This is a genomic window from Arcobacter arenosus, assembly GCF_005771535.1.
GTDB lineage: Bacteria > Campylobacterota > Campylobacteria > Campylobacterales > Arcobacteraceae > Halarcobacter > Halarcobacter arenosus.
The window spans coordinates 240496-262034 of sequence record NZ_VANU01000003.1; the positions used below are offsets into that span (position 1 = coordinate 240496).

Sequence of the window (21539 nt, forward strand, 5' to 3'; positions counted from 1 at the left end):
CTTTTTATTTTTTATATAGATTTATATACTCATGGGCAGAGTTTTTCCATGAATTATCAATTTGCATATTATGTTTAGAAATATCTTCAAATTTATCTTTATTTGCATATAAAGATAATGCCTTTGCAATTGCATGATTAAACCAAAACAGATTATGTTCATCAAAGGTTACTCCAACACCTAGACTTAATTCTTCTAAATTATTAATATCAGTAAAATCTATAACAGTATCTTTTAATCCTCCTGTTTTTGCAACAATTGGTAAAACCCCATATTGCATACAAATCATTTGATTAAGACCACATGGCTCAAAAATAGAAGGCATTAATAAATAATCTGCACTTGCGTATAATTTTCTTCCAAAACCTTCATCATAACCAATTCTAATTTTTATATTTTTATATCTATCAATTAAACTTCTAAAGGCATTATTATATGAATCTTCACCACTTCCTAAAATTACAAAATTTGCTTCATAACTTGCGAAAAGTTCCATCGCATCTAAAATTAAATCAACACCTTTTTGAGAAGTAAATCTTCCAATAAATATAAATAAAGGTTTATTATCTCCAACTAATCCAAGTTCCTCACATAAAAGCTCTTTATTTTTTTTCTTTCCTTTATAGCTTTTAAAAGAGAAGTTCTTTTCAATATATTCATCTTTTTTAGGATTAAACACTTCTGTGCTAATTCCATTTACAATCCCTTTTAGTTTATAACTATTGATTCTTAATGTTTCATCTAAACCATTTCCAAAACTTGCTGTTTGAATCTCTTGTGCATAAGTACTACTAACTGTTGTAACCTTGTCACTAAAATAGATACCAGCTTTTAAAAAGTTAACTGCATCATAATACTCTAAACCATTAAATTTAAAGCAAGTATCCCAATCAAGTTCAAGTTGATCCATAACATCTTTCCCAAAAACACCTTGGTAAGCTAGATTATGAATTGTTAAAACAGTTTTAATATCTAGTTTATATCTAGTTTTTATAAGCATTGGAACAAGTGCCGTTTGCCAATCATTTACATGAATTGCATGAATATCTAATTTCATTCTAATCATAACTTCTAAAATAGAATAAGAAAAAAGACCAAACCTTAGTGCATTGTCTCCAAAATCCCCAAAATCATCATAATATAAACCTAATCTATCACATAAAATTGGATTATAAATAAACAACTCATCTTGTGAATCTTTTTTATGGAAAACATCAAATTGATGTCTAACTCCAGCTAACCAATAATCAAATGTCAAACCAGCATAAACAATATTAAATTTGTCCCTATCTATTTGATTATATAAAGGCATAATAGAGTAAACTCTTTCCCCTTCGTTCCGTAAAGCCTCTGGTAAAGCATGACCAACATCAGCTAAACCTCCCGTTTTGGCATATGGGAATATCTCACTTGCTGCAAAAAGAATACTCATTTGCTCTCCTTATAAATTTTAGCTGCATCTTCTGGAAGCATTACATTTATATACATATTACTATCCAATTCAAATCCTGCTTGTTTGTAGATTCTAGGTTTTATCTCTATATAAAATCTAAAATACTCTTTTGTTTTATCGTTATACTCTTCATATGGAGCATTTTTAATAATCATATTAAAACTCATTTCCCCTAATGATTTATGAAATTTTGAAAAAAATTCTTTTGTAATATCACATAAAGCACTTAAATCAGTTTTACTAAACTCAGTTATAGAAGATAGTTTTTTCTTAGAAACAATCTTTGCTTCAAAAGCAAATTTAGATGCATATGGACAAAAAAGTACAAATTCACTATTTTGAGAAATTATGTTTTTTTGATAGTTTAATTCTTCATAAACAATATCATCCATTAAAGCTCTTTTATGCTCATTAAAATACTCTTTTTTATAAACAATCTCTTCTTTAATCTTTTTTGGAAGAAAAGGTAAAGCCATAATTTGAGAGTGTGAATGGGACATAGAAGCACCTGCATCTTTTCCATAATTTTTAAATACCGAAAGATAAGCAAACCTATCATCCTTTTGAAGATTAACTGCCCTTTCTTTTATAATTGTAAAATAATTTAGAAAATCATTATAATCAAAATCCCAAATCTGTTTTTCATGGTTTGGCGTTTCAATAACTACTTCATGGGCTCCAAATCCAGAATATGTCTCAAAAAAACTCTCTCTTGAAGATTTTGACTGTACATCAATTGAAAGAGCATTATATAGATTTGGAACTACCCTACACTGCCATTTCCCATCTTGGGAAATTCTTGTAATTTCGTTTGGAGTAAATTCTTCTTTTCCCATATCAAAGGGACATTTTTCGTGAATAATTTCACCAAGATAAACATCTTTTTTATTATGTAAGTCACTTGGTCTTTTTAGTCGCTCAGGAGCAAAGAGTGTCCATTCTCTTGTTAATTTACAATATCTAAAATCTGACACACAATCTCCCTATATATACCAGTTTTTTAAGAATAAATTCTCAAAATCTAAAACTGTCTCATCATAAAGTGGATACCTTTGAATTTTTCTATTATCTTGGAAAATCTCAAACATAAAATTCACTTTTTCTTTCTTTTGATCATAAACTTTTAACTCAATTCCCTCATCTAAAGCTAAATCAAAATATGTACCATTTTGAACTAGACTTTCAATTTTCTCTTTTAAATCAAATATAAAAATCTTATCATCGATATTAATTTTTAATTGCAATTCTTCATCTTTTAAATACTTAATTTTTTCACCTTTTAAATAAAGGTATAAGTTACAATCTTTATCTTTCCCATAATATAAATAGTCCACAATAGAAGCAGAAGAATCCATAGTTGAAAACTCTTTTTTAATATCTATCTCTCCACTATTTAACCATTCAAAAAAGTTACTGTTGTTACCATCTACAACTGGATAGATAAAATCTCTAGGAGGAATATGAACTCTTTTTTTATTATCTTTTTTTACAATTGGAGTAAAAATTTCTGTTGGTACATTTTTTTCCATTAGTTCATAAATATTTTTTAAATGAGCCCTAAATTGTTCATCAAACTGATGATTTAATTCTGTATAATGGTCATCTCCATACCACCAAAACCAATCACTTCCAAGGGCAATTAAGAACTCTTTTTCAACTTTTTTTAATACATCATCACTTAAATTTTCTTTTTCATTATCAAAAGTAGCCTTGGTCATATCAAGTAATTCCCAAGCTCTATTTTTTTCATTACTACCAATCCAAATATCAAAGTTTCCATTTATCCAACTTCCACTTGCAAGGGTTTCTATTTCAACCTCTTCTAAATCTTCTATATTAGGAACATCGTCAAATAAAATTGTCTCTAACCAAGCTTGAGAATCTAATTGTTTATATAACTCTTCAAAAAACTCTTTTGCATTGTTTGGATAAAATTCCCATGCATTTTCACCATCAAGTATTACAGGAACAATAACCGATTCGGAAGAATTAAAATAGATACTTTTTAGATGAGATATAAAGTCATGGGCAGCTTCACGTGCTCCTTTTTTACTATATTCAAAACCTATTAAATCACTTAAATATTTATCCCTAAAAAATAGATTTACTTTTCCATTTTTTGTAATTAAAGAGTATGGTTTATAAATTAATTCTTTATTTCCATTATGAAGTGTTTTAAAAATTATCTCTTCATCAGAACAAGCCCATTTTACACCGTTTTCAGCAAGTAATGAAATTGTCTTTACACTAACACTTCCCTCGCTTGGCCAAAAACCATTTACATTTGTATCAAATTGTTTTTTGTAATACTCAACTGCATTTTTTACTTGCATAGAAGCAAAGTCCTTAAAATTTGCTTCTTGGGAATGGGGTAATACAACATGGGGTTTTGCTTCAACGGCACTTTGTCTATCTAATAACAATGGTAAAATAGGATGGTAAAAAGGAGTTGTTGAGATTGCAATTTGTCCACTATCACAAAGTTTTTTATAATAAGGAATTACCTCTTTTAAAAAATCAAACATTGTTGCTACTAATTGTAGTTTTTGTTCTTGATTAAAGCCTCTTTTTTGATTTAATAAATTTTTAACAATATTATTGTTTTCTCTTATAAAATTACCACACCATGTTAATAAAAATAAAACTTCTAACTCTACTAATTCTTCATTGCTAAAAGAATTAATAGAATTCCCTTCAGCTTTAAATTTAACCAAAAATTCATTATATCTAGAAAGGGGTTTTATCATATTTTGTTCATTTGGTAAGAATAGATATTCTTCTAAAAACAACCTCTCTTCTGCATTTAATAAACTTACTTCTTTTTTTAAAATCTCCATAAATTTATCATTGGCTGTACCATTAATATACTCTTCTATTTGAGCCATCAATGATGGAACTAAATTAAAAGTAGCCTTGATATTTGGAAATTTTTCCAAATACCAAGGGATATCATAATAATCTTTTGTAGCATGTAAAAACACCCAAGGCATTAAAGTCTTGTTTGTTAAATCATCTTTATAATAAGGTTGATGCATATGCCATAAAAATGACAAATATAATTTTTTATTCACTAATCCACTTTTCTATTTTGTCTTGATATGAATAGAATATTTTTCCAGCACTTTTTTCATCTTCTGCTTGTACATATAGATTTAAATATTCATTATGTTGATCTGGAACCATTAAAATCCATTCATCATCATTCATCCAAATTTTTACACCATCAACATTTGATGTTTGCTTACCTTTTCCATCTTCAAGAAATTTTCTCATCATTTTACCTTTTAAGGTATCAGGACAAGGAATATTTTCCCCTTTGTAAACAAAATCTTTAATATCTCTTACAATTTTTGAAAGTTCTTTACCTGATTTTTGAAGTAATTCAAGGATTTTAAAACTTGCATAAATTGAATCTCTATTTAAACCAAATTCACTAAAGGCAAAATGACCATCACTATCTGCAATTAGGTCATATTCTTTTAACTCTTTTGCTTTAAGATTTTCAAGTTTATCCATTGTGATTTCAATATTTTCATAACTAACAAAATCAGGAGCCCATGCTGGTAATAAAACTTTTAGTTTTCTATCTGTCGTCATATCTAATAATTGTAATACTGCAATTAAAAGCTTATAATCATAGATTAATCTTCCAGTTCCATCTACAACTTGAAGCTTGTGCCCATTTGGATAAATTAAAAACCCACAATCTAAATTCATAGCTCTAACTATATTTTGCATAGTAGTTTGTGTTTTTTCAATATCAGCTGATTTAATTTTTTCACTTTTGTGTGCATTTAAAATGATATTTTCAATACCAAGTTCATTTATAATTCTAGGATAAATATCTGAAGTTGATCCATTCATAATATCAGCAGCTACTTTGATTTCAGAAGCTTGGAATAATGATTTATCAAAAGAGTTTTGAATCGCTTCAATATATTCATCACTTAAAGTAAAATCATCAACAACAGTACCAATATCTGTATATGGAACCCTTCTAAAGTTTTCTCTAAAAAATACTCTTTCAATAGATTGAGCAACCTTGCTATCAACAGGAAGACCTTCACTTGTATAAAAGATTATTTCTGTTTCAGTTGGATCAAAAACAGATTGTCTGAAGTGAACACCCGCTGCCATATCTTCTTTACTACTTAAAGCATGTCTCATTACATTTGATGGAACATTTCTTGGGTCTACAATATTAACTCCAGTTGATAATATACCACCAACAAAAGCTCTTTTTAACATAAATGTTGAGGGGTGGTAATCCCTTGAGATATAAATATTACATCCCTTTGGAAGAATTGAACCAAAAGCTTCTGCTAATTTTGTTGTCATTTGACAAGATAATTCGATATTTGTTCTACCAACTACAGAACCATCTTCAAAAATAGATGATTTGTATTTATTTCCCCAAATGATATTTGAACTTATTACAGAAGAAGCTTCTACTACTTTATCAGGCCACATAATAATATCTTTTTCAAAAGATACTTTTTTATTAACTAGGCAATTTTCTGCCATAATAACACCATGGGATGCTTTTGATTCATCTTTTATAATATTTCCATTACAAATTACAGAATTATTTAGTTTTACTTTTACCCCTAGTTTTACATCATGCCATAAAACTGTATCAATTACTTCTGAGTGTTTAGAAACTTTTGTATTATCTCCAATTACACAGTTTTTAAGGGTAACCCCTTCATCAATAGATACATTTTTACCTAAAACTACAGTTCCCTCAACTCTAATTTTTTTGTTTAAAGTTATTCCCTCTTCACAATAAATTGTCCCTTTATCTAAAGAGCTTGCCTCCCCTTTAAATGGAAGTTTGATATCTCCAAGCATAATATCTTTGTAAACATCTCTATAACTTTCTGGATTTCCAACATCTCTCCAATACCCCTTTTGTGGACAACCCCATAAAGGAATATCTTCTTTCATCATTTTTGGGAATAAATCTTTTGCAAAATCGTAGTTTTGTTTAAATGGAATTAAATCTAACACTTGTGGTTCTATTATGTAAATTCCAGTGTTAATAGTATCACTAAATACCTCTCCCCAACTTGGCTTTTCTAAGAATTTTTCAATCCTATCCTCTTCATTTGCAATTACAACTCCAAATTGAAGTGGGTTTTCTACAGGTGTTAAAGTAATAGTTAATTGTGACTGTTTTTTCTCATGGAATTTTTTTATCTTTTTAAAATCAAAATCAGTTACTAAATCTCCACTAACAATAATAAAGGTTTCATCTAAAAATTCTCTAGCAAAAGCAACTGCTCCAGCAGTCCCATAATCATCATCAGGTAAAAAATATTGAATATTTACTCCTAAATCTTTTCCATCTTTAAAATGTTCTTTAATGATATCTGGTTTAAAATAAAGTAAAACACCAATCTCTGTAATACCCAATTCATCTCTTAATTTTATGATGATATGTTCCATCATCGGTCTATTTAATATCGGAAGCATTGGCTTTGGTACCGAATTTGTCAATGGTTGAATTCTCGTACCAAATCCTCCTGCTAAAACAATTGCTTTCATCCCTATCTCCCCTTTGTAAATTTTAAACCTAATTAACTAGTCTTCTTGCTAAGTCTAATAATTCTTCTTTTATCTTATACTTTTGCGAATTGACATACTCTATTGATACAAAATCAAATTCACTTTTGTTGTAAACAATTACACTTCCTCCCTTTTCACCAGAAAGTAATCTATCTACAGCAAAAGTTGCAAATTGTGAAGCTAAAAGTCTATCGAATACAGTTGGATTTCCACCCCTTTGTACATGACCTAAAATTGTTGCTCTTGTTTCAATTCCTATATCATTTTGTAACCAATCTACTAACTGTTGAGTGCTAGTACATTTATTATCATGACACCCTTCTGCAACTACGCAAACAACATATTTTCTACCATTTGCAATCTCTTTTTTTAATCTTTCACCTATAATATTTAAATCATAATCTAGTTCTGGAATTATACAAACCTCAGCACCACAAGCAATTGCAGATACAAGTGCTAGATAGCCACAGTCTCTTCCCATAGTTTCTATTACACAGGCTCTTTTAAAAGAAGATGAAGTATCTCTTACTGCATCCGTTGCTTGTCTAATTACATTTAAAGCTGTATCAACCCCTAAACAATATTCTGTTCCAAAAATATCATTATCAATGGTTGCAGGAATCCCTACAAAGTTCACTCCAAAATCTTTGTGGAATTGGTTTAATGCTCTAAAGGAACCATCTCCTCCTAAAATTACTATTTTATCAATATTATGTTTTTGTAAGTTTTTGTAAGCTTGTTCTCTATATTTATATTCAAAAAATCTTTTTGATCTTGATGACCTAATTTTAGTACCACCTTCGTGCATAATTCCTGCAACATCTTCATATGTCGCAGGTCTTATGTCACCGTCAATTAAGCCCTTTAATCCATCATAGATTAAGTAAGGTTGAACTTTTCTGTTAAAACAATAGTCGACAAACTGTTTAATCGCAGGATTCATTCCTGCACAGTCTCCCCCTGATGTCATTATTGCTATTGCCATAATTCACCCTAAGTGTTAAATTTATTTTACAAAATGTATATTAGTATTGACCAACAAAAAGTGTCATATCAACTAATCTACTTGTATATCCCCATTCATTATCATACCATGCTAAAACTTTTACAGTTTTACCTTCAATTACAGATGTCATATCTGGAACAAATGTTGAAGAGTACGAGCTTCCAATAAAGTCACTTGAAACTCTTTTATCATTATCAATCTCAATTAACCCTTCGAAATTAGATTGACTTGCAAGTTCCATTGCTTTATTTACATCTTCTTTTGTTACTTCTTTTGATAAGTTAACTGTTAAGTCTACTACTGAAACGTCAGCAGTTGGAACTCTCATTGCATAACCATTAAGTTTACCTTTTAAATTAGGCATAACTAGTGCAATTGCTTTTGCAGCTCCAGTTGTAGTTGGAATCATATTCATAGCAGCAGCTCTAGCTCTTCTTGTATCTTTAGCATGTTTACCATCTAAAATATTTTGGTCATTAGTATATGAGTGAATTGTAGTCATTAAACCATTTTCAATTCCAAATGTATCATCTAAAACTTTACAAATTGGAGCTAAACAGTTTGTTGTACAAGAAGCATTTGAAATAACAGCCTCACCTTTATACTCATCAGTGTTGATATTTAACACGTATGTTGGTGTATCATCTTTAGCAGGTGCAGACATAACAACCTTTTCAACACCATTTTTTAAATATGCTTGACATTTTTCAGTTGTCAAAAATGCTCCCGTACACTCAATAACAACCTTAGCTCCACAACCACCAAAATCAACATTTTTTGGATCTCTATCAGAAAACACTCTAACTTTTACACCATTAATTAAAATATTTTCATCATCAATTTTTTCTGCGCTGATTCCCATGTGAACTGTATCATACTTTAATAAATAAACTAACATATCCATATCACAAGTTGTATTTAATGCTACAAGCTCCATATCACTTCTTTGAGATACAATTTTTGTTGCGATTAGTCCAATTCTACCTGTTCCATTGATTGCTACTTTTAATGCCATAAGTATTCCTTTTGTTAATATAAATCTATAATACACAATATTGATTACAAAATAATTCCAAAAAAAGTATAGAATGTAATCAATATGTAAATATGTAGTATTATTATAATTAAGTAAAATAAAATATAAACATAAATGGATAAGCTTCAATGATGTTTTTTATAAATTTGAGGGAAAGGGATAAAAAAGATACAAATTAACAAAAAGATTTACCTTTAAAAATACTACAATCTTAATAATTAAATAATGGAAGTTGATTATACTATCCAAAGGGCTTTTTAGGTTTTGCTAAATATTTTAGCACTCAACTTGATTTAAAATATAAAATTACAATTGAATAAAAGGATTGAATATGAAAATGTACGGAATTAATAGTTGCCAAAGTGTTAAAAAAGCTAAAGCTTTCTTTGATGAAAATAATATCTCTTATGATTTTATAGACTTAAATAAAAAACCAGTCAATAAAGAAAAATTAGCAAAATGGCAAACTTTTACCTCTGCAACTTCAATGTTAAATCCAAGAAGTAAGGTTTATAGAGATTTAAACCTAAAAACTGAAAAACCGACCGAAAAAAAGGCATTAAATATAATTGTAAAAGATAATAGCATCTTAAAACGACCAATTATAGAACATGGATTAAATGGTGAAGAGAGATTTACTATTGGTTTTAAAGAAGATGAATATAAATCAACTTTTTTAAATTAAACTCTACTAAAAGGAGCAGGTTTTCTGCTCTGCTTATTTTTTTTTCTTTCTTCCAAAATATTTTCATAAGTTTCTAAATCTTCAATTATCAACTTTTGGACATACTCCAAATAAGATAGTTTTTTTTCATTTGCTCTTTCATAGAATTTCTTTTCTAACTCCCGACCAAGTTCAATATTTAATATAATCATTAATAAACCTTCACAACCTTGTTATAATAAAAATAATTATAACAAAATAACATAAAAAAAAAGATTATTTTAACTACTTAAAGCTTTTTTATAATATTTTAAGAAATTTAGAAAGATTTGTTTTTCTTCATTTGAAAGAGATATCGATTTATTTTGAAAAAGATAAGGAACCTCAGAATGGAGTAAATAAAGGTATTCATTAAAAGGCAAACCTTTTTGATTAATTATTTTATTCCTATATTTAAATATTAATTTTTCAAATTTTTCTAATTCTTTTTCCATACTCTTTTCTTGTTGTTATATATAAAAATATTATATATTCAATGTTTTACATTTTGATTACAAGAAAATTCGCTAAATTAAATAGTTTTAAGAGTTAAACTAAACTATTATTATTTCAATAGTAAATTTTGCTCCGGTGTATTCAATATCTTTATATATATAAGTAACATTTTCCACCATTAAAGTCCCATTTAAATGATTTCTTACAATTTCTTGACTCATATACAATCCAATACCAGTACCCTGAGATTGATGTTTTGTAGTAAAATAGGGTTCAAAAATTCTTTCTATAATACTATCTTTAATCCCACCACCATTATCTTTTATTTCTATATAAAAGCTATTATTTTTTTTATAAGTTTTAATAAAAATCAATCTTTTTTGATTCTCTTTTGAAATTAAAATATCTTTTGAATTATTGAATATATTTATAAGAACTTGTACAAGTTCATTTTCTATGGAGAATAGTTCATACTCTTCAATATCTTTTATAACTTCTATCTCTTTTGCAGCAAATTGAGAACTTACTAAGTTTAAAGCTTTGTCTACAGAATCTGAAATCATAAAATTTTTTCGATCTTTATTATTAGGATTAAGAAAACCTCTAAAATCATCAATTGTTTTAGAAAGATATTGTACTGAATTATTTATAGCAGTTAAAGAGGAATCAATCTCATCAGGAGATAAACAATCCAATTCTTTTTGAATCTTTAATCCTGTAGCAGTAGCTGAAATTGCTGATAAAGGTTGTCTCCATTGATGGGCAATATTTCCTATCATCTCTCCCATTGCTGCCATTTTAGATTGTTGTATCAACAACCTTTCCTTTTCTATAGCTTTATTATTTTCATCTTCAATTTTACTTCTGTATATTATAAATTTTTGAGATATTTTACGAGATATATAAAAAGATAATAGAATAAATACAGCCGTTATAAAAATAGAAAGTAAAATTATTTCCCTAATAGATTTCTCTTTTGAGCTTAATAAATTTTTTGTTTTTTGTTCAATCTCTTTATTAAATTTTTCTAAAAAAAATCCCGTACCAATAACCCAATTCCAATTATCGACAAATCTAATATATGAAATTTTATCCTGTTTTTCAAGATTTTCAGGATTTACCTCAGTGATATATCTCATAAAACCTTTCTTATTTTCTTTAGCAAAATTTATTACATCTTTTATAACATATTTACCTAAATTGTTTTTTATATTATATCTATTAGTTCCAACTAAAGAATCTTTGTAGTGAGAAAGAACCGTTCCTTTATCATCAAATATAAATATATAAGAGTTATTTTCTGCTTTTATCTTTTTAATTTTTAACAATAACTCTATTTTTAAATCATTTTCAAAATCATCAATATATTCACCGGTTCCTATTGCAACATTTAGTGGTTCAAAATATTTATAAAAACTAATTTTTTTGTAAGTATCTTTATTGTTATTAGGTTTAAACCAATAGTAAGTATCGTATCTTTCACTCTTGTCTTTTATTGTCTGAACAATAGTTTTAACAAATTGATATCCCTTTGCATCTTTAAACTCTAACTTATTTTTATTTTCTAAACTTTTATTTAAAGGTTGTAAAATACCTATTCCATTTACATCATCAATAAAAAAATACCCTCGACCATTGTTATATTTTATACTTCCTAATACTTTTTTTATTATTGAAAGTAACTCTTCTTTATTTATATAGTCTTTTGTTTCTTCATATATATTTGTTGCAATTGCATGGGCTTCATACACCCTATTTTTTATTTGTGCTTTTAGTAATTGTTCAGATTTATCTTTTTCATATGTAATTAGATTATAAATATTATCTATTTTACTTTTTATAATTTGCTTATTTTCTATAAGATATTTTTGTTTCGTTAGTTTTATTTCTTTAGTAAATGCTTCTTCCATTTTTGTCAAATATATATTTGATACAAAAAGAGATACAAGAATAACAAGAATTATTGGAGAAAATTTAATTATATTTAAAATATTTTTTTCATCATTTGTGATTTTCATACTTATCTCTTTATAAAATTCCTAATAAGGAGTATATAATAATTATAATAAAGTTTTTGTAGATTTTATAGGAAAATAAATTTTTTATACATTTGATGTGAAATAATTAAATGAAAATATAGAATTAAAATAAAAAAAGGGAAGATAGAAAACCCATCTTCCCTTTTATTTATAAATATAAAATTTATATTATAAAGCAGTTACGTTAACAGCTTGAAGACCTTTTTGACCCTCTTCTACTTCGAAAGTAACTTTTTGACCTTCATCTAAAGAAACTCTTCCGTAACCTGTGTTATTGATTTGTCTGTAGTGAACGAATACATCTTTCCCACCATCTTCTTGTTGAATAAATCCAAAACCTTTTTCACTGTTGAACCATTTTACTGTTCCGTTTGCCATTGTCTTTCCTTTTTTTAATATGTCTTATAACAAAAAACTCAAATTATAAATACATATTAACATGACAAAACCCAGTCAAAAATTTGACAAAATTAGCATGAGTTACTACGTTCTATTTGTGTTTGTTTAAATTATAAATGGAGGAGGTAGCCGGACTCGAACCGACGCATACAGGATTTGCAATCCCGGGCATTACCAACTTTGCTATACCTCCGCATAATCATTTTAACAGTAGTAAGATAAAATGATTGTTAAAAAAAATGGCAGAGAGCAAGGGATTCGAACCCTCGGAGGCGTGAACCTCGCCGGTTTTCAAAACCGGTGCTTTCGACCAACTCAGCCAACTCTCTACGCAAAAAAAAAGATGCTCTCGCATCAATTGAAAAGTGGTGCGAATGGTGAGAATCGAACTCACACTCCGAAACCGGAATGGGATTTTAAGTCCCACGCGTCTACCTATTCCGCCACACTCGCACTTAACAGTAGTTTGTATTTAAAAAACATTGTGTTGTTTCTCAAATTGGACTGGAATTATAATAGATTTTTTTTTGTTTGTCAAGGGTTTTTGAAAGAAATTTAAAAATTTTTCAAAAATATTTTTTTTTAATAAGAAACAAACACCAAAAAATGTATAATTCACCCTACAAAAAAGCCCATAAGATAAGGCTTTATTCTTAAAGCCCTTTAGTGTTTTGCTTCTTTTAAGTGGAATTTATTTCTACTGATAAAAAGAAGAGATTAAAATTACGGTCCCTTTGGATTGGGAACCAATTGAAAGGATATATATTGAGAAGTGATGAAGTAAAAAAAGGTTTTGACAGAACACCACATAGATCTTTATTAAGAGCAACAGGTTTAAAAGATGAAGATTTTGATAAACCGTTTATTGGAGTTGCAAACTCTTTTATTGAATTAATTCCTGGACACTTTTTCTTAGATAAAGTATCAGCAATTATAAAAGAGGAGATTAAAGCAAATGGTTGTGTACCATTTGAGTTCAATACAATTGGTGTTGATGATGGTATTGCAATGGGTCACGATGGTATGTTATTTTCACTTCCAAGTAGAGAGATTATTGCAAACTCTATTGAAACAGTTATGAACGCTCATAAACTTGATGCAATGATTGCTATTCCAAACTGTGATAAAATTGTTCCTGGTATGATTATGGGCGCATTAAGAGTAAATGTGCCAACTGTATTTGTAAGTGGTGGTCCAATGCAAAAAGGACACACTAAAGATGGTACGCCTATTGATTTAGCTACTGCTTTTGAAGCTGTTGGTAAACATGAAGCAGGGGAGATGAGTGATGAAGAGTTAAAAGATATTGAATGTAATGCATGTCCAAGTGGTGGATCATGCTCTGGTATGTTTACAGCTAACTCTATGAATACACTTATGGAAGCAATGGGTATTGCACTTCCTGGAAATGGTACAATCTTAGCTTTAACGCCTGAGAGAGAAGAGTTATATAGAAAAGCAGCTAGAAGAGTTTGTGAAATTGCAAAAGATGCAGCATCAAGAGAAAAATATAAATTAAAAAATATATTAAATGAAAATGCAGTTAGAAATGCTTTTGCAGTTGATATGGCAATGGGTGGAAGCTCAAACACTGTATTACATATGTTAGCTATTGCAAAAGAAGCAGATGTTAATTTTAACTTAGAAGATATTAACTCTATTTCTAAAAAAGTTTCACATATTGCTAAAATCTCTCCATCTTTATCAACAGTACATATGGAAGATATAAATAAAGCTGGTGGTGTAAATGCAGTTATGAAAGAGATGACAAAAAGAGGTGATGATATCTTAATTGAAAATCTTACAATAACTGGTGAAACTTTATATGAAAAAATTGCTGATGCCTACATCAAAGATACAAATATTATTCATACTATTGATAATCCATATTCACAAGTTGGTGGATTAGCAATTCTTTATGGAAACCTTGCCCAAGAAGGTGCTGTTATTAAAACTGCTGGTATTACTGGAGATAGAGTATTCACAGGTAAGGCAGTATGTTTTGATGGACAACCAGAAGCTATTTCTGGAATTGTTGGAGGAAAAGTAAAAGCTGGTGACGTTGTTGTTATTAGATATGAAGGTCCTAAAGGTGGTCCTGGAATGCAAGAGATGCTAGCTCCTACTTCACTTATTATGGGTATGGGTCTTGGTGATAAATGTGCATTAATCACAGACGGAAGATTTAGTGGAGCTACTAGAGGTGCTTCAATTGGTCACGTTTCTCCAGAAGCAGCTGAGGGTGGAATGATTGGTTTACTTAAAGATGGTGATGAGATTCATATCGATGTTGACAAATATATTCTTTCTGTAAATTTAACAGATGAGGAAATAGCAAAAAGAAAAGCAGAATTTAAACCTCTTAAAAAACCTCTTAACTCTTCGTGGTTAGGACAATATAGAAGTTTAGTTACAAATGCAAGTAATGGTGCTGTATTAAAAACTGACCTTTAAAATAAAATATAAGAAAAGAGTAAAGTTTAAAAACTTTACTCTTAACTTTTAACTACAAACTCCACAAAAACTCCACTTTGTATTAAGCATTTGTTTACACTTTATTCAAAAATAGTTTACATTTAGATATTATAATTCTTTTTATAGAATATTAAAGTCTCTTTTTTTGAGACTATTAGAAAGGACTAAAAATAATGAGTAAAAAAGCTATTTTATTTGCCACTATCTTTGCAACAAGTTTATTTGCATCAAGTATAGATTTTCAAATGGCAGAAAAAAATCCACAAAGGGTAACTCCAAGTAATTCCCACCAAATTTTATCTTTCAATGAAAGTGTAAAAGATGCAATGCATTCAGTTGTAAATATTGCAGCTAAAAGAAAAGTTTCTTCAAATGCAGGAAATATTCCATTTCAAATGTTTAATGACCCATTTTTAAGAAGATTCTTTGGGGATCAATTTAATGAACAATTTCAACAAAATAGAATTCAAAGATCACTTGGTTCTGGTGTAATTATCTCAAGAGATGGATACATAGTTACAAATAACCATGTTATTGAAAATGCTGATGAGATTACAATTACAATTGGTGAAGACCCAAAAGAGTATAATGCTAGAGTTATAGGTAAAGATGCCGATTCTGATTTAGCAGTTATTAAAATTGAAGGGGATAACTTCACTGCAATTAAACTAGGATATTCTGAGACACTAAAAGTTGGTGATTTAATATTTGCCCTTGGAAATCCATTTGGTATTGGAAGTACTGTAACACAAGGTATTATTTCTGCTTTAAACAAAGACAATGTAGGTATTAATAGATATGAGAATTTTATCCAAACAGATGCATCTATTAACCCTGGTAATTCTGGTGGTGCCTTAGTTGATAGTAGAGGTGCTTTAATTGGTATTAACAGTGCAATCATTTCTAGATCAGGTGGAAATAATGGTATTGGATTTGCAATTCCAGTTGATATGGTAAAAAATGTTGTTAAAAAATTAATCTCTGATGGTAAAGTAACAAGAGGATACCTTGGGGTTGTTATTGATGATTTAAAACCAAATCTAATGAAACTATATAAAAGTAATAGTGGTGCTTTAGTTTTAGATGTAGCAAGTGATACTCCTGCTGCTAAAGCTGGATTAAAAAGAGGTGATTTAATTACATCTATTAACAATAGAGAGATTAGAAATAGAAAAGATTTACAAAATGTTATCGCTTCATTTAAACCTGATGAAACTATTAAAGTTGAAATTGAAAGAGATAAGAAAAATATTACAAAAGAGATTACTCTTGGAAATAGAGCTGGTCTTATAACTTCTGAAGCTAACAATGGTAAATTTTTAGGTGGTCTTCAATTATCAGAAATAAATGCTGATATGATAAAAAGATTTAGATTAAGCTCAAATGCTGAAGGTGTTTTAATTGTAGGGGTAGAACCAGGTTCAAAAGCAGAAAAAGTTGGTTTTCAACCAGGTGATGTTATTATCCAAATTGAAGAAATCGAAGTTAAAAGCTTTGGGGACATACAACAAGCTGTAAGAAAGTATAATAAACAAGATAAAAGAGTTTATGTTAATAGATATGGTCAAACAATACTATTAGCAATTAAATAAAGGATTTACAATAGTTCAGGTACTTATGATAGAAGATGATTTAGAGTTAGCTCAAATCATCACTGACTACTTAGCTTCATATGATATTGAAGTAACAAATACTGATAGCCCTTACAATGGGCTATCAATGTTAAGTTTAAAAGACTATAAACTACTTATTTTAGATTTAACGCTTCCGGAGATTGATGGATTAGAACTTATTCCAAAGATTAGAGAAAAATCTCAAATTCCAATTATTATCTCTAGTGCTAGAGATGATATTCTTGATAAAGTTATGGGTCTAGAAAGAGGAGCTGATGATTATCTTCCAAAACCATACAATCCAAGGGAATTACAAGCAAGAATTAAAGCTATTTTAAAAAGAATTTCTTCCGTTGTAAAAGAGGAAGAAAATATCAAAAAAACTGATTTTGAATTAAGAGAAGATGATATTCAAATTTTATTTAAAGGTGAAGTTTTATCTTTAACTCTAGCAGAGTTTGATATTTTAAAATTAATGATTCAAAGAAATGGTGCAGTTGTAGCAAGGGAAGACTTTATTTATTCAAGTGATCATATTGAAGATGATAGTAGTTTGAAAAACATTGATGTTATGGTCTCAAGAATTAGAAGTAAAATATCTAAAATCGATGATAGTAGAACATATATAAAGTCAGTTAGAGGAATTGGTTATCAACTAATATCATGATTCGTAATATCTCTATTTCTGCCTTTATCAATACCATATTTGTTTTAGCATTAATTGCAATTTCTCTTACTTTTGCAATTTTTATCAAGCTTGACCAGCAAAGATATAATATAAATATGCAAAAGAAATATGAACTTGTTGCAGAAAGCCTATTAAAATCTTTACAAACAAACCCTACAAATAGCAGTATCAAAATCATTTTGGACCAATTTAAAATGAAAAGAATTCAAGATGAAGATTTAAATTTTAAAATTATAAATCATGCTAAACCTACTTTGCTTAGAACAAATAATTTAGGAATGTATAGAATTTTTAATCTTGAAGATGATTTATATATTTATGTTCAAAAAGATGGTTACAATTTGATGATTCAAGATTCTCAAAACTATTCATATAATCTTATAATCATAATATCTGCTGCAACATTCTCCCTTGCAGTATTACTCTCTTTATACTATATTTTAAAAAGAAAATTAAAACCACTTAGGGATTTAAATAAAGAGATTAAGAAGTTTTCAAATGGTGACTTTAATGTAAAAATCAAATCAAATAGTAGTGATGAGATTGGAACAATTGCTAAAACCTTTGGGGATGCAATAACTCATATAAATAATCAAACAAAATCAAAAGATCTTTTCATGCGTAATATGATGCATGAACTTAAAACACCAATTACTAAGGCTATGTTTATAGCTGAAACTTTAGAAGATGATAAAACACGATTAACTTTACAAAAAGCTTTTAAAAGAATGGATGATATCATTAAAGAGCTTGCTATGGTTGAAAAACTTACCTCTAATAATACCTTTGTTTATAAAGAACTTACTTCATTTTTTAAAATCTATAAAAGAACCGTTGAGATTGCTATGTTAAGTCCAGATAAAATTAGTGCAAAGGTAAATGATTTTAATCTAAATGCAGACACAGCAATGTTTTCTGTAGCCCTTAAAAACTTAATAGACAATGCCATTAAGTTTTCACCAAATAAGCATGCAATAATAAAAGCAAACAAACAAAGAGTTGATATCATTAGTGATGGAGAACCTTTAAAATATGAACTGGAATATTATACAGAACCATTTTCACAAGAAGAGAAAAGAAGCGATGGTTTTGGATTAGGATTATATATTGTAAAAACCATTGCAAACTTGCATGGTTATAAATTGGTTTATAACCATACTAAAGGGAAAAACACCTTTTCTATTTTAATCTCTTAATCTATTTTTTTATTACAACATCTTTCATAATCTCAAACCAGTCCCTAGAGAAATGTTTTTTAATATATTTCTCTCTATGGGGAACTATACAGCCTGAACAGTTTTGATGGATATAATCATCCCCTATATATTGAGAACCATCTTTAGAGTCAATAGAACAGATAGAATAAACAGTTTTATCATCTTGCTTTTCTACTCCCTCATCATCAAATCTAAAATTTGGACAAGCGCACAAATAGCAATTTAACTCTTCATAATCATGGCACTTTTTATTGTCTTTGTAAAGTGGACAAAAACCTGGTTCATTTTTTACCATATTATCAAATCTAAAATACTCTATTACCTCATCATCACTTTTATCTTTTAATTTTTCCATAACCTTGGCATGTCTTTTACCATGATTTTCAAACCATTCAATATATTTCATTTTTTAATTTTCCTAAACATAAATCATTTTTTTAGTCATACCACCATCAACAACTATATTTGTTCCAGTAATAAAACCTTTATTTTTTAATAAAAACTTTACAGTATCAACAATATCTGAAGCTTTTCCTACCCTATTACTTAGGTGTTGTTCTTTATCCTCTTTTGTTGGCTTATAGTTTTCGTCTATATTAATCCAACCAGGACTAATAGAATTTACTTTAACCTCAGGGGATAAACTTAAAGCTAAAGCATGAGTTAAAGAAGAGAGTCCACCTTTTGAAGCACTATAACTCTCAGTTCCTTTTTCACTCATAATTGCTCTAGTTGAAGAGATATTTATAATATGTCCTTTTGATTGCTCTAAATAAATAGAAAACTCTTTAGATAAAATATATGGTGCTCTTAAATTTGTATTTAAAACACTATCCCACTCTTCATAAGTTTGCTCCTGAAGTGGCTTAAATAAACCAAATCCAGCATTATTTATAAGGGCAAAAATAGAATTATATTTTGATTTAATCTTTTCTATAGTTTTTAGTAATTCATCTTTAGAAGATAAATCACATTTATAAAAATCTACATCTTTTAAATCTTTCTCTTCTTTGTCTATATTTATAATATTGTATTTTTTTCGTAAACTCTTGGCAATAGCTTTTCCAATACCATTAGAAGCACCCGTTACAATAATATTTTTCATTTAATTTAATTCCTTTGAATCAATTATAAAACTTACAGGTCCATCATTTTGAATAGATACATCCATATATGCACCAAAAACTCCAGTTTGGGTATTAATCCCAGCTTTTTTAAACTCTTCTACAAACTCTTCATAAAGTTTATTTGCTACATCAGGAGTTTCGCTACTATCAAAGCTAGGACGTCTTCCTTTTTTTATATTTCCAGATAGGGTAAATTGAGAGATAATCAAAGCTTCCCCATCCACATCAAGAAGTGATAAATTCATCTTGTCATTTTCATCTTGGAAGATTCTTAGATTTACTATTTTGTTTACTAGCTTTTTTATATCTTCACTTGTATCGCCTTTTTTAACTCCAAGAAGAATATTTAATCCTTTATTTATCTCTCCAACAATTTTATCATCTACTTTTACACTAGAAGAACTTACTCTTTGTATTACTGCTATCATCTTTTAATTACTTTCCTTAATTAAAATTCCTGTTTCTATGAAGTTATTGATTTTATTAAATATATCAAGTTCTATTCCTTCAGCAATATCCCATTTATTAATAAAAAACTCACTTTTAAAAATAGTAATATTTTCTTCAATAAGTTCTTGATATTTTTTTCTAAATTCAGATTGAGATTTCTCACGATTTACTAGATTCTCAATTACATAGTTAATATATTCATCAAAATTATTAAACTCTTTATATCCAGACATTCCTACTAACCTATTGGAATTATAATCAAACCCTAGATTATAAAATCCTTTTACAATATAGTATCTATCTTTTTTTTCTGCCATTGTGTGATAAATTATAAAATTAATATTTACTAAGATCAAACATCGTAATACTTCAACTTCTGTTTGATCATCGTCAACTTTTTCTATCCATTCGAGAAGATTATCTAAAACCTGAATATAAATTCTTGCATTTAGTTCTTCTGTTTCTTCGATAGTTTTTAAAACAAAATCTTTATCTAGTTTTTTATATTTCTTATTACTATTATAAATTAATCCAAATAGTTCTTCTATTGATGGTTTATAATATAAATATTTTGATACAGTTTTTTCTTTAACACTTGAAAAAATTTCTTTTTCTTTACCTTTAAATACATCATCATTTAAAATAATTACAATCTTGCATTTAAAATTTAAAGAAAGTTGAGTTATAAACCCAAAAAGGTCATTTAAATCTATTTCTTTTGATTTTCTTTCAAAATCATCAAAGCAAATAATTCCACCATTATTTAATCTCTCTAAAGCAATTCTTTTTTCATTGTCTTTTGACTCTTCTTCCAATGCAGTTACTAGTTCTGATAAGTCAAAAAAAGATGATGCTAGCTTTCCATATCTTTTAGTATATTTAGTAAAAGTTGAAGTTGTTTTAGTAACTAAATTTTCGCCACCAATAGAATGAAAAAATACTTGGCTAAAAATATCATTTTCAATCTCTTCAATAGTACTTTTCCCATATAAACTAACATAAGAATAAGATTTGTCTTTTAAATCTTTTTTTAACTCTTCTTCAATTACATTCTGCCAAAAATGAGTTTTCCCACTTCCCCATTTCCCTGATAACATAATTACTTTATTGTTGTTATCATCTTTTCTAAGATAACCTTTATCATCTCGTGTACCAAGTAAATAATCTTTTAACTCTTTTTGATTTGCCATTTTACTTCTTTTTAGTTTGTATATAATATTTTACTATATTAAAATAAAAGGACTAGTTGTATGTAGATTCAAGGCACTAAAAATTTTTCTTGATTGAGCTTACATAAAGTAAGTGATTG

Annotated in this window: 19 protein-coding genes and 3 tRNA genes; 5 read left to right on the top strand and 17 right to left on the bottom strand. The window is 28.3% G+C overall.

Features of this window, described 5'->3' with window-relative positions; translation table 11 throughout:
• Positions 1-4: 4 nt before the first annotated feature.
• From FDK22_RS08335 to gap, 6 genes are read right to left on the bottom strand one after another with little or no spacing between them, the layout of a single operon-like run.
• Entirely contained in the window at positions 5-1432 is a 1428-nt protein-coding gene (locus tag FDK22_RS08335) for a glycogen synthase (RefSeq protein WP_138152463.1), read from the bottom strand.
• Positions 1429-2427, bottom strand: coding sequence for a galactose-1-phosphate uridylyltransferase (galT, locus tag FDK22_RS08340; protein WP_138152464.1), 999 nt, complete (start codon positions 2425-2427; stop codon positions 1429-1431). Before galT ends, FDK22_RS08335 begins: the two co-directional genes overlap by 4 nt.
• A 9-nt stretch (positions 2428-2436) precedes the next feature.
• Positions 2437-4524, bottom strand: coding sequence for a glycoside hydrolase family 57 protein (locus tag FDK22_RS08345; protein ID WP_138152465.1), 2088 nt, complete (start codon positions 4522-4524; stop codon positions 2437-2439).
• Positions 4517-7000 carry a sugar phosphate nucleotidyltransferase gene (locus FDK22_RS08350; RefSeq protein WP_138152466.1) on the bottom strand — a complete coding sequence of 828 codons (2484 nt, stop codon included), beginning with the start codon at positions 6998-7000 and terminating at the stop codon, positions 4517-4519. The genes FDK22_RS08345 and FDK22_RS08350 overlap by 8 nt, the downstream gene beginning before the upstream one ends.
• Before the next feature lie 28 nt (positions 7001-7028).
• A complete protein-coding gene (locus tag FDK22_RS08355; protein WP_171012948.1) occupies positions 7029-8006 on the bottom strand; it encodes a 6-phosphofructokinase in 978 nt (325 codons plus the stop codon).
• A gap of 40 nt (positions 8007-8046) precedes the next feature.
• Positions 8047-9042 (bottom strand): type I glyceraldehyde-3-phosphate dehydrogenase, encoded by a 996-nt coding sequence (gap, locus tag FDK22_RS08360; protein WP_138152468.1) that lies wholly within the window; start codon positions 9040-9042, stop codon positions 8047-8049.
• A 352-nt stretch (positions 9043-9394) separates the two neighbouring features.
• On the opposite strand from gap, the gene FDK22_RS08365 reads away from it, so the two are divergent.
• Entirely contained in the window at positions 9395-9748 is a 354-nt protein-coding gene (locus FDK22_RS08365) for an arsenate reductase family protein (protein ID WP_138152469.1), read from the top strand.
• On the opposite strand, the gene FDK22_RS08370 is transcribed toward FDK22_RS08365, so the two are convergent.
• The 7 genes from FDK22_RS08370 to FDK22_RS08395 all read right to left on the bottom strand — a co-directional run bounded on the left by FDK22_RS08370 (position 9745) and on the right by FDK22_RS08395 (position 13113).
• Entirely contained in the window at positions 9745-9939 is a 195-nt protein-coding gene (locus tag FDK22_RS08370) for a hypothetical protein (protein WP_138152470.1), read from the bottom strand. The two genes, FDK22_RS08365 and FDK22_RS08370, sit on opposite strands and share 4 nt — an antisense overlap.
• A gap of 69 nt (positions 9940-10008) precedes the next feature.
• Positions 10009-10221, bottom strand: coding sequence for a hypothetical protein (locus FDK22_RS15800; protein WP_212744995.1), 213 nt, complete (start codon positions 10219-10221; stop codon positions 10009-10011).
• A gap of 99 nt (positions 10222-10320) precedes the next feature.
• Positions 10321-12240 (bottom strand): sensor histidine kinase, encoded by a 1920-nt coding sequence (locus FDK22_RS08375; protein ID WP_138152471.1) that lies wholly within the window; start codon positions 12238-12240, stop codon positions 10321-10323.
• 189 nt (positions 12241-12429) lie between these two features.
• On the bottom strand, positions 12430-12639 hold the full coding sequence (locus tag FDK22_RS08380; protein ID WP_138152472.1) for a cold-shock protein: 210 nt from the start codon (positions 12637-12639) through the stop codon (positions 12430-12432).
• A gap of 138 nt (positions 12640-12777) precedes the next feature.
• Positions 12778-12853 (bottom strand) — tRNA-Cys (locus tag FDK22_RS08385).
• A gap of 47 nt (positions 12854-12900) precedes the next feature.
• A tRNA-Ser gene (locus tag FDK22_RS08390) sits at positions 12901-12989 on the bottom strand.
• Positions 12990-13026: 37 nt separating this feature from the next.
• Positions 13027-13113 (bottom strand) — tRNA-Leu (locus FDK22_RS08395).
• A gap of 312 nt (positions 13114-13425) precedes the next feature.
• Between FDK22_RS08395 and ilvD the strand changes: the two genes are divergently transcribed.
• The 4 genes from ilvD to FDK22_RS08415 all read left to right on the top strand — a co-directional run bounded on the left by ilvD (position 13426) and on the right by FDK22_RS08415 (position 18632).
• Positions 13426-15114, top strand: coding sequence for a dihydroxy-acid dehydratase (gene ilvD, locus FDK22_RS08400; RefSeq protein WP_138152473.1), 1689 nt, complete (start codon positions 13426-13428; stop codon positions 15112-15114).
• A gap of 194 nt (positions 15115-15308) precedes the next feature.
• Positions 15309-16727 (top strand): Do family serine endopeptidase, encoded by a 1419-nt coding sequence (locus FDK22_RS08405; protein WP_138152474.1) that lies wholly within the window; start codon positions 15309-15311, stop codon positions 16725-16727.
• Positions 16728-16737: 10 nt separating this feature from the next.
• Entirely contained in the window at positions 16738-17415 is a 678-nt protein-coding gene (locus FDK22_RS08410; RefSeq protein WP_228711683.1) for a response regulator transcription factor, read from the top strand.
• Positions 17412-18632: an ArsS family sensor histidine kinase gene (locus tag FDK22_RS08415; RefSeq protein WP_138152476.1), complete on the top strand. Its 1221-nt coding sequence runs from the start codon at positions 17412-17414 to the stop codon at positions 18630-18632. The genes FDK22_RS08410 and FDK22_RS08415 overlap by 4 nt, the downstream gene beginning before the upstream one ends.
• Position 18633: 1 nt before the next feature.
• Here FDK22_RS08415 and FDK22_RS08420 read toward each other — a convergent pair whose 3' ends face one another.
• Genes FDK22_RS08420 through FDK22_RS08435 form a run of 4 tightly spaced genes read right to left on the bottom strand, consistent with a single transcriptional unit; the run spans position 18634 to position 21420 of the window.
• Entirely contained in the window at positions 18634-19059 is a 426-nt protein-coding gene (locus FDK22_RS08420; RefSeq protein WP_138152477.1) for a hypothetical protein, read from the bottom strand.
• Between the two features lie 12 nt (positions 19060-19071).
• On the bottom strand, positions 19072-19758 hold the full coding sequence (locus FDK22_RS08425) for an SDR family oxidoreductase (RefSeq protein ID WP_138152478.1): 687 nt from the start codon (positions 19756-19758) through the stop codon (positions 19072-19074).
• On the bottom strand, positions 19759-20208 hold the full coding sequence (gene dtd, locus FDK22_RS08430; protein WP_138152479.1) for a D-aminoacyl-tRNA deacylase: 450 nt from the start codon (positions 20206-20208) through the stop codon (positions 19759-19761).
• Between the two features lie 3 nt (positions 20209-20211).
• Positions 20212-21420, bottom strand: a complete 1209-nt coding sequence (locus FDK22_RS08435; protein ID WP_138152480.1) for a P-loop NTPase fold protein — start codon at positions 21418-21420, stop codon at positions 20212-20214.
• Positions 21421-21539 lie beyond the last annotated feature (119 nt).

Coding starts and splice junctions, on each gene's coding strand:
- FDK22_RS08335 (WP_138152463.1), bottom strand. CDS start 1,432: ATGAGTATTCTTTTTGCAGCAAGTGAGATATTCCCATATGCCAAAACG.
- FDK22_RS08350 (WP_138152466.1), bottom strand. CDS start 7,000: ATGAAAGCAATTGTTTTAGCAGGAGGATTTGGTACGAGAATTCAACCA.
- FDK22_RS08355 (WP_171012948.1), bottom strand. CDS start 8,006: ATGGCAATAGCAATAATGACATCAGGGGGAGACTGTGCAGGAATGAAT.
- gap (WP_138152468.1), bottom strand. CDS start 9,042: ATGGCATTAAAAGTAGCAATCAATGGAACAGGTAGAATTGGACTAATC.
- FDK22_RS08365 (WP_138152469.1), top strand. CDS start 9,395: ATGAAAATGTACGGAATTAATAGTTGCCAAAGTGTTAAAAAAGCTAAA.
- FDK22_RS08370 (WP_138152470.1), bottom strand. CDS start 9,939: ATGATTATATTAAATATTGAACTTGGTCGGGAGTTAGAAAAGAAATTC.
- FDK22_RS15800 (WP_212744995.1), bottom strand. CDS start 10,221: ATGGAAAAAGAATTAGAAAAATTTGAAAAATTAATATTTAAATATAGG.
- FDK22_RS08375 (WP_138152471.1), bottom strand. CDS start 12,240: ATGAAAATCACAAATGATGAAAAAAATATTTTAAATATAATTAAATTT.
- FDK22_RS08380 (WP_138152472.1), bottom strand. CDS start 12,639: ATGGCAAACGGAACAGTAAAATGGTTCAACAGTGAAAAAGGTTTTGGA.
- FDK22_RS08405 (WP_138152474.1), top strand. CDS start 15,309: ATGAGTAAAAAAGCTATTTTATTTGCCACTATCTTTGCAACAAGTTTA.
- FDK22_RS08415 (WP_138152476.1), top strand. CDS start 17,412: ATGATTCGTAATATCTCTATTTCTGCCTTTATCAATACCATATTTGTT.
- FDK22_RS08420 (WP_138152477.1), bottom strand. CDS start 19,059: ATGAAATATATTGAATGGTTTGAAAATCATGGTAAAAGACATGCCAAG.
- FDK22_RS08425 (WP_138152478.1), bottom strand. CDS start 19,758: ATGAAAAATATTATTGTAACGGGTGCTTCTAATGGTATTGGAAAAGCT.
- dtd (WP_138152479.1), bottom strand. CDS start 20,208: ATGATAGCAGTAATACAAAGAGTAAGTTCTTCTAGTGTAAAAGTAGAT.
- FDK22_RS08435 (WP_138152480.1), bottom strand. CDS start 21,420: ATGGCAAATCAAAAAGAGTTAAAAGATTATTTACTTGGTACACGAGAT.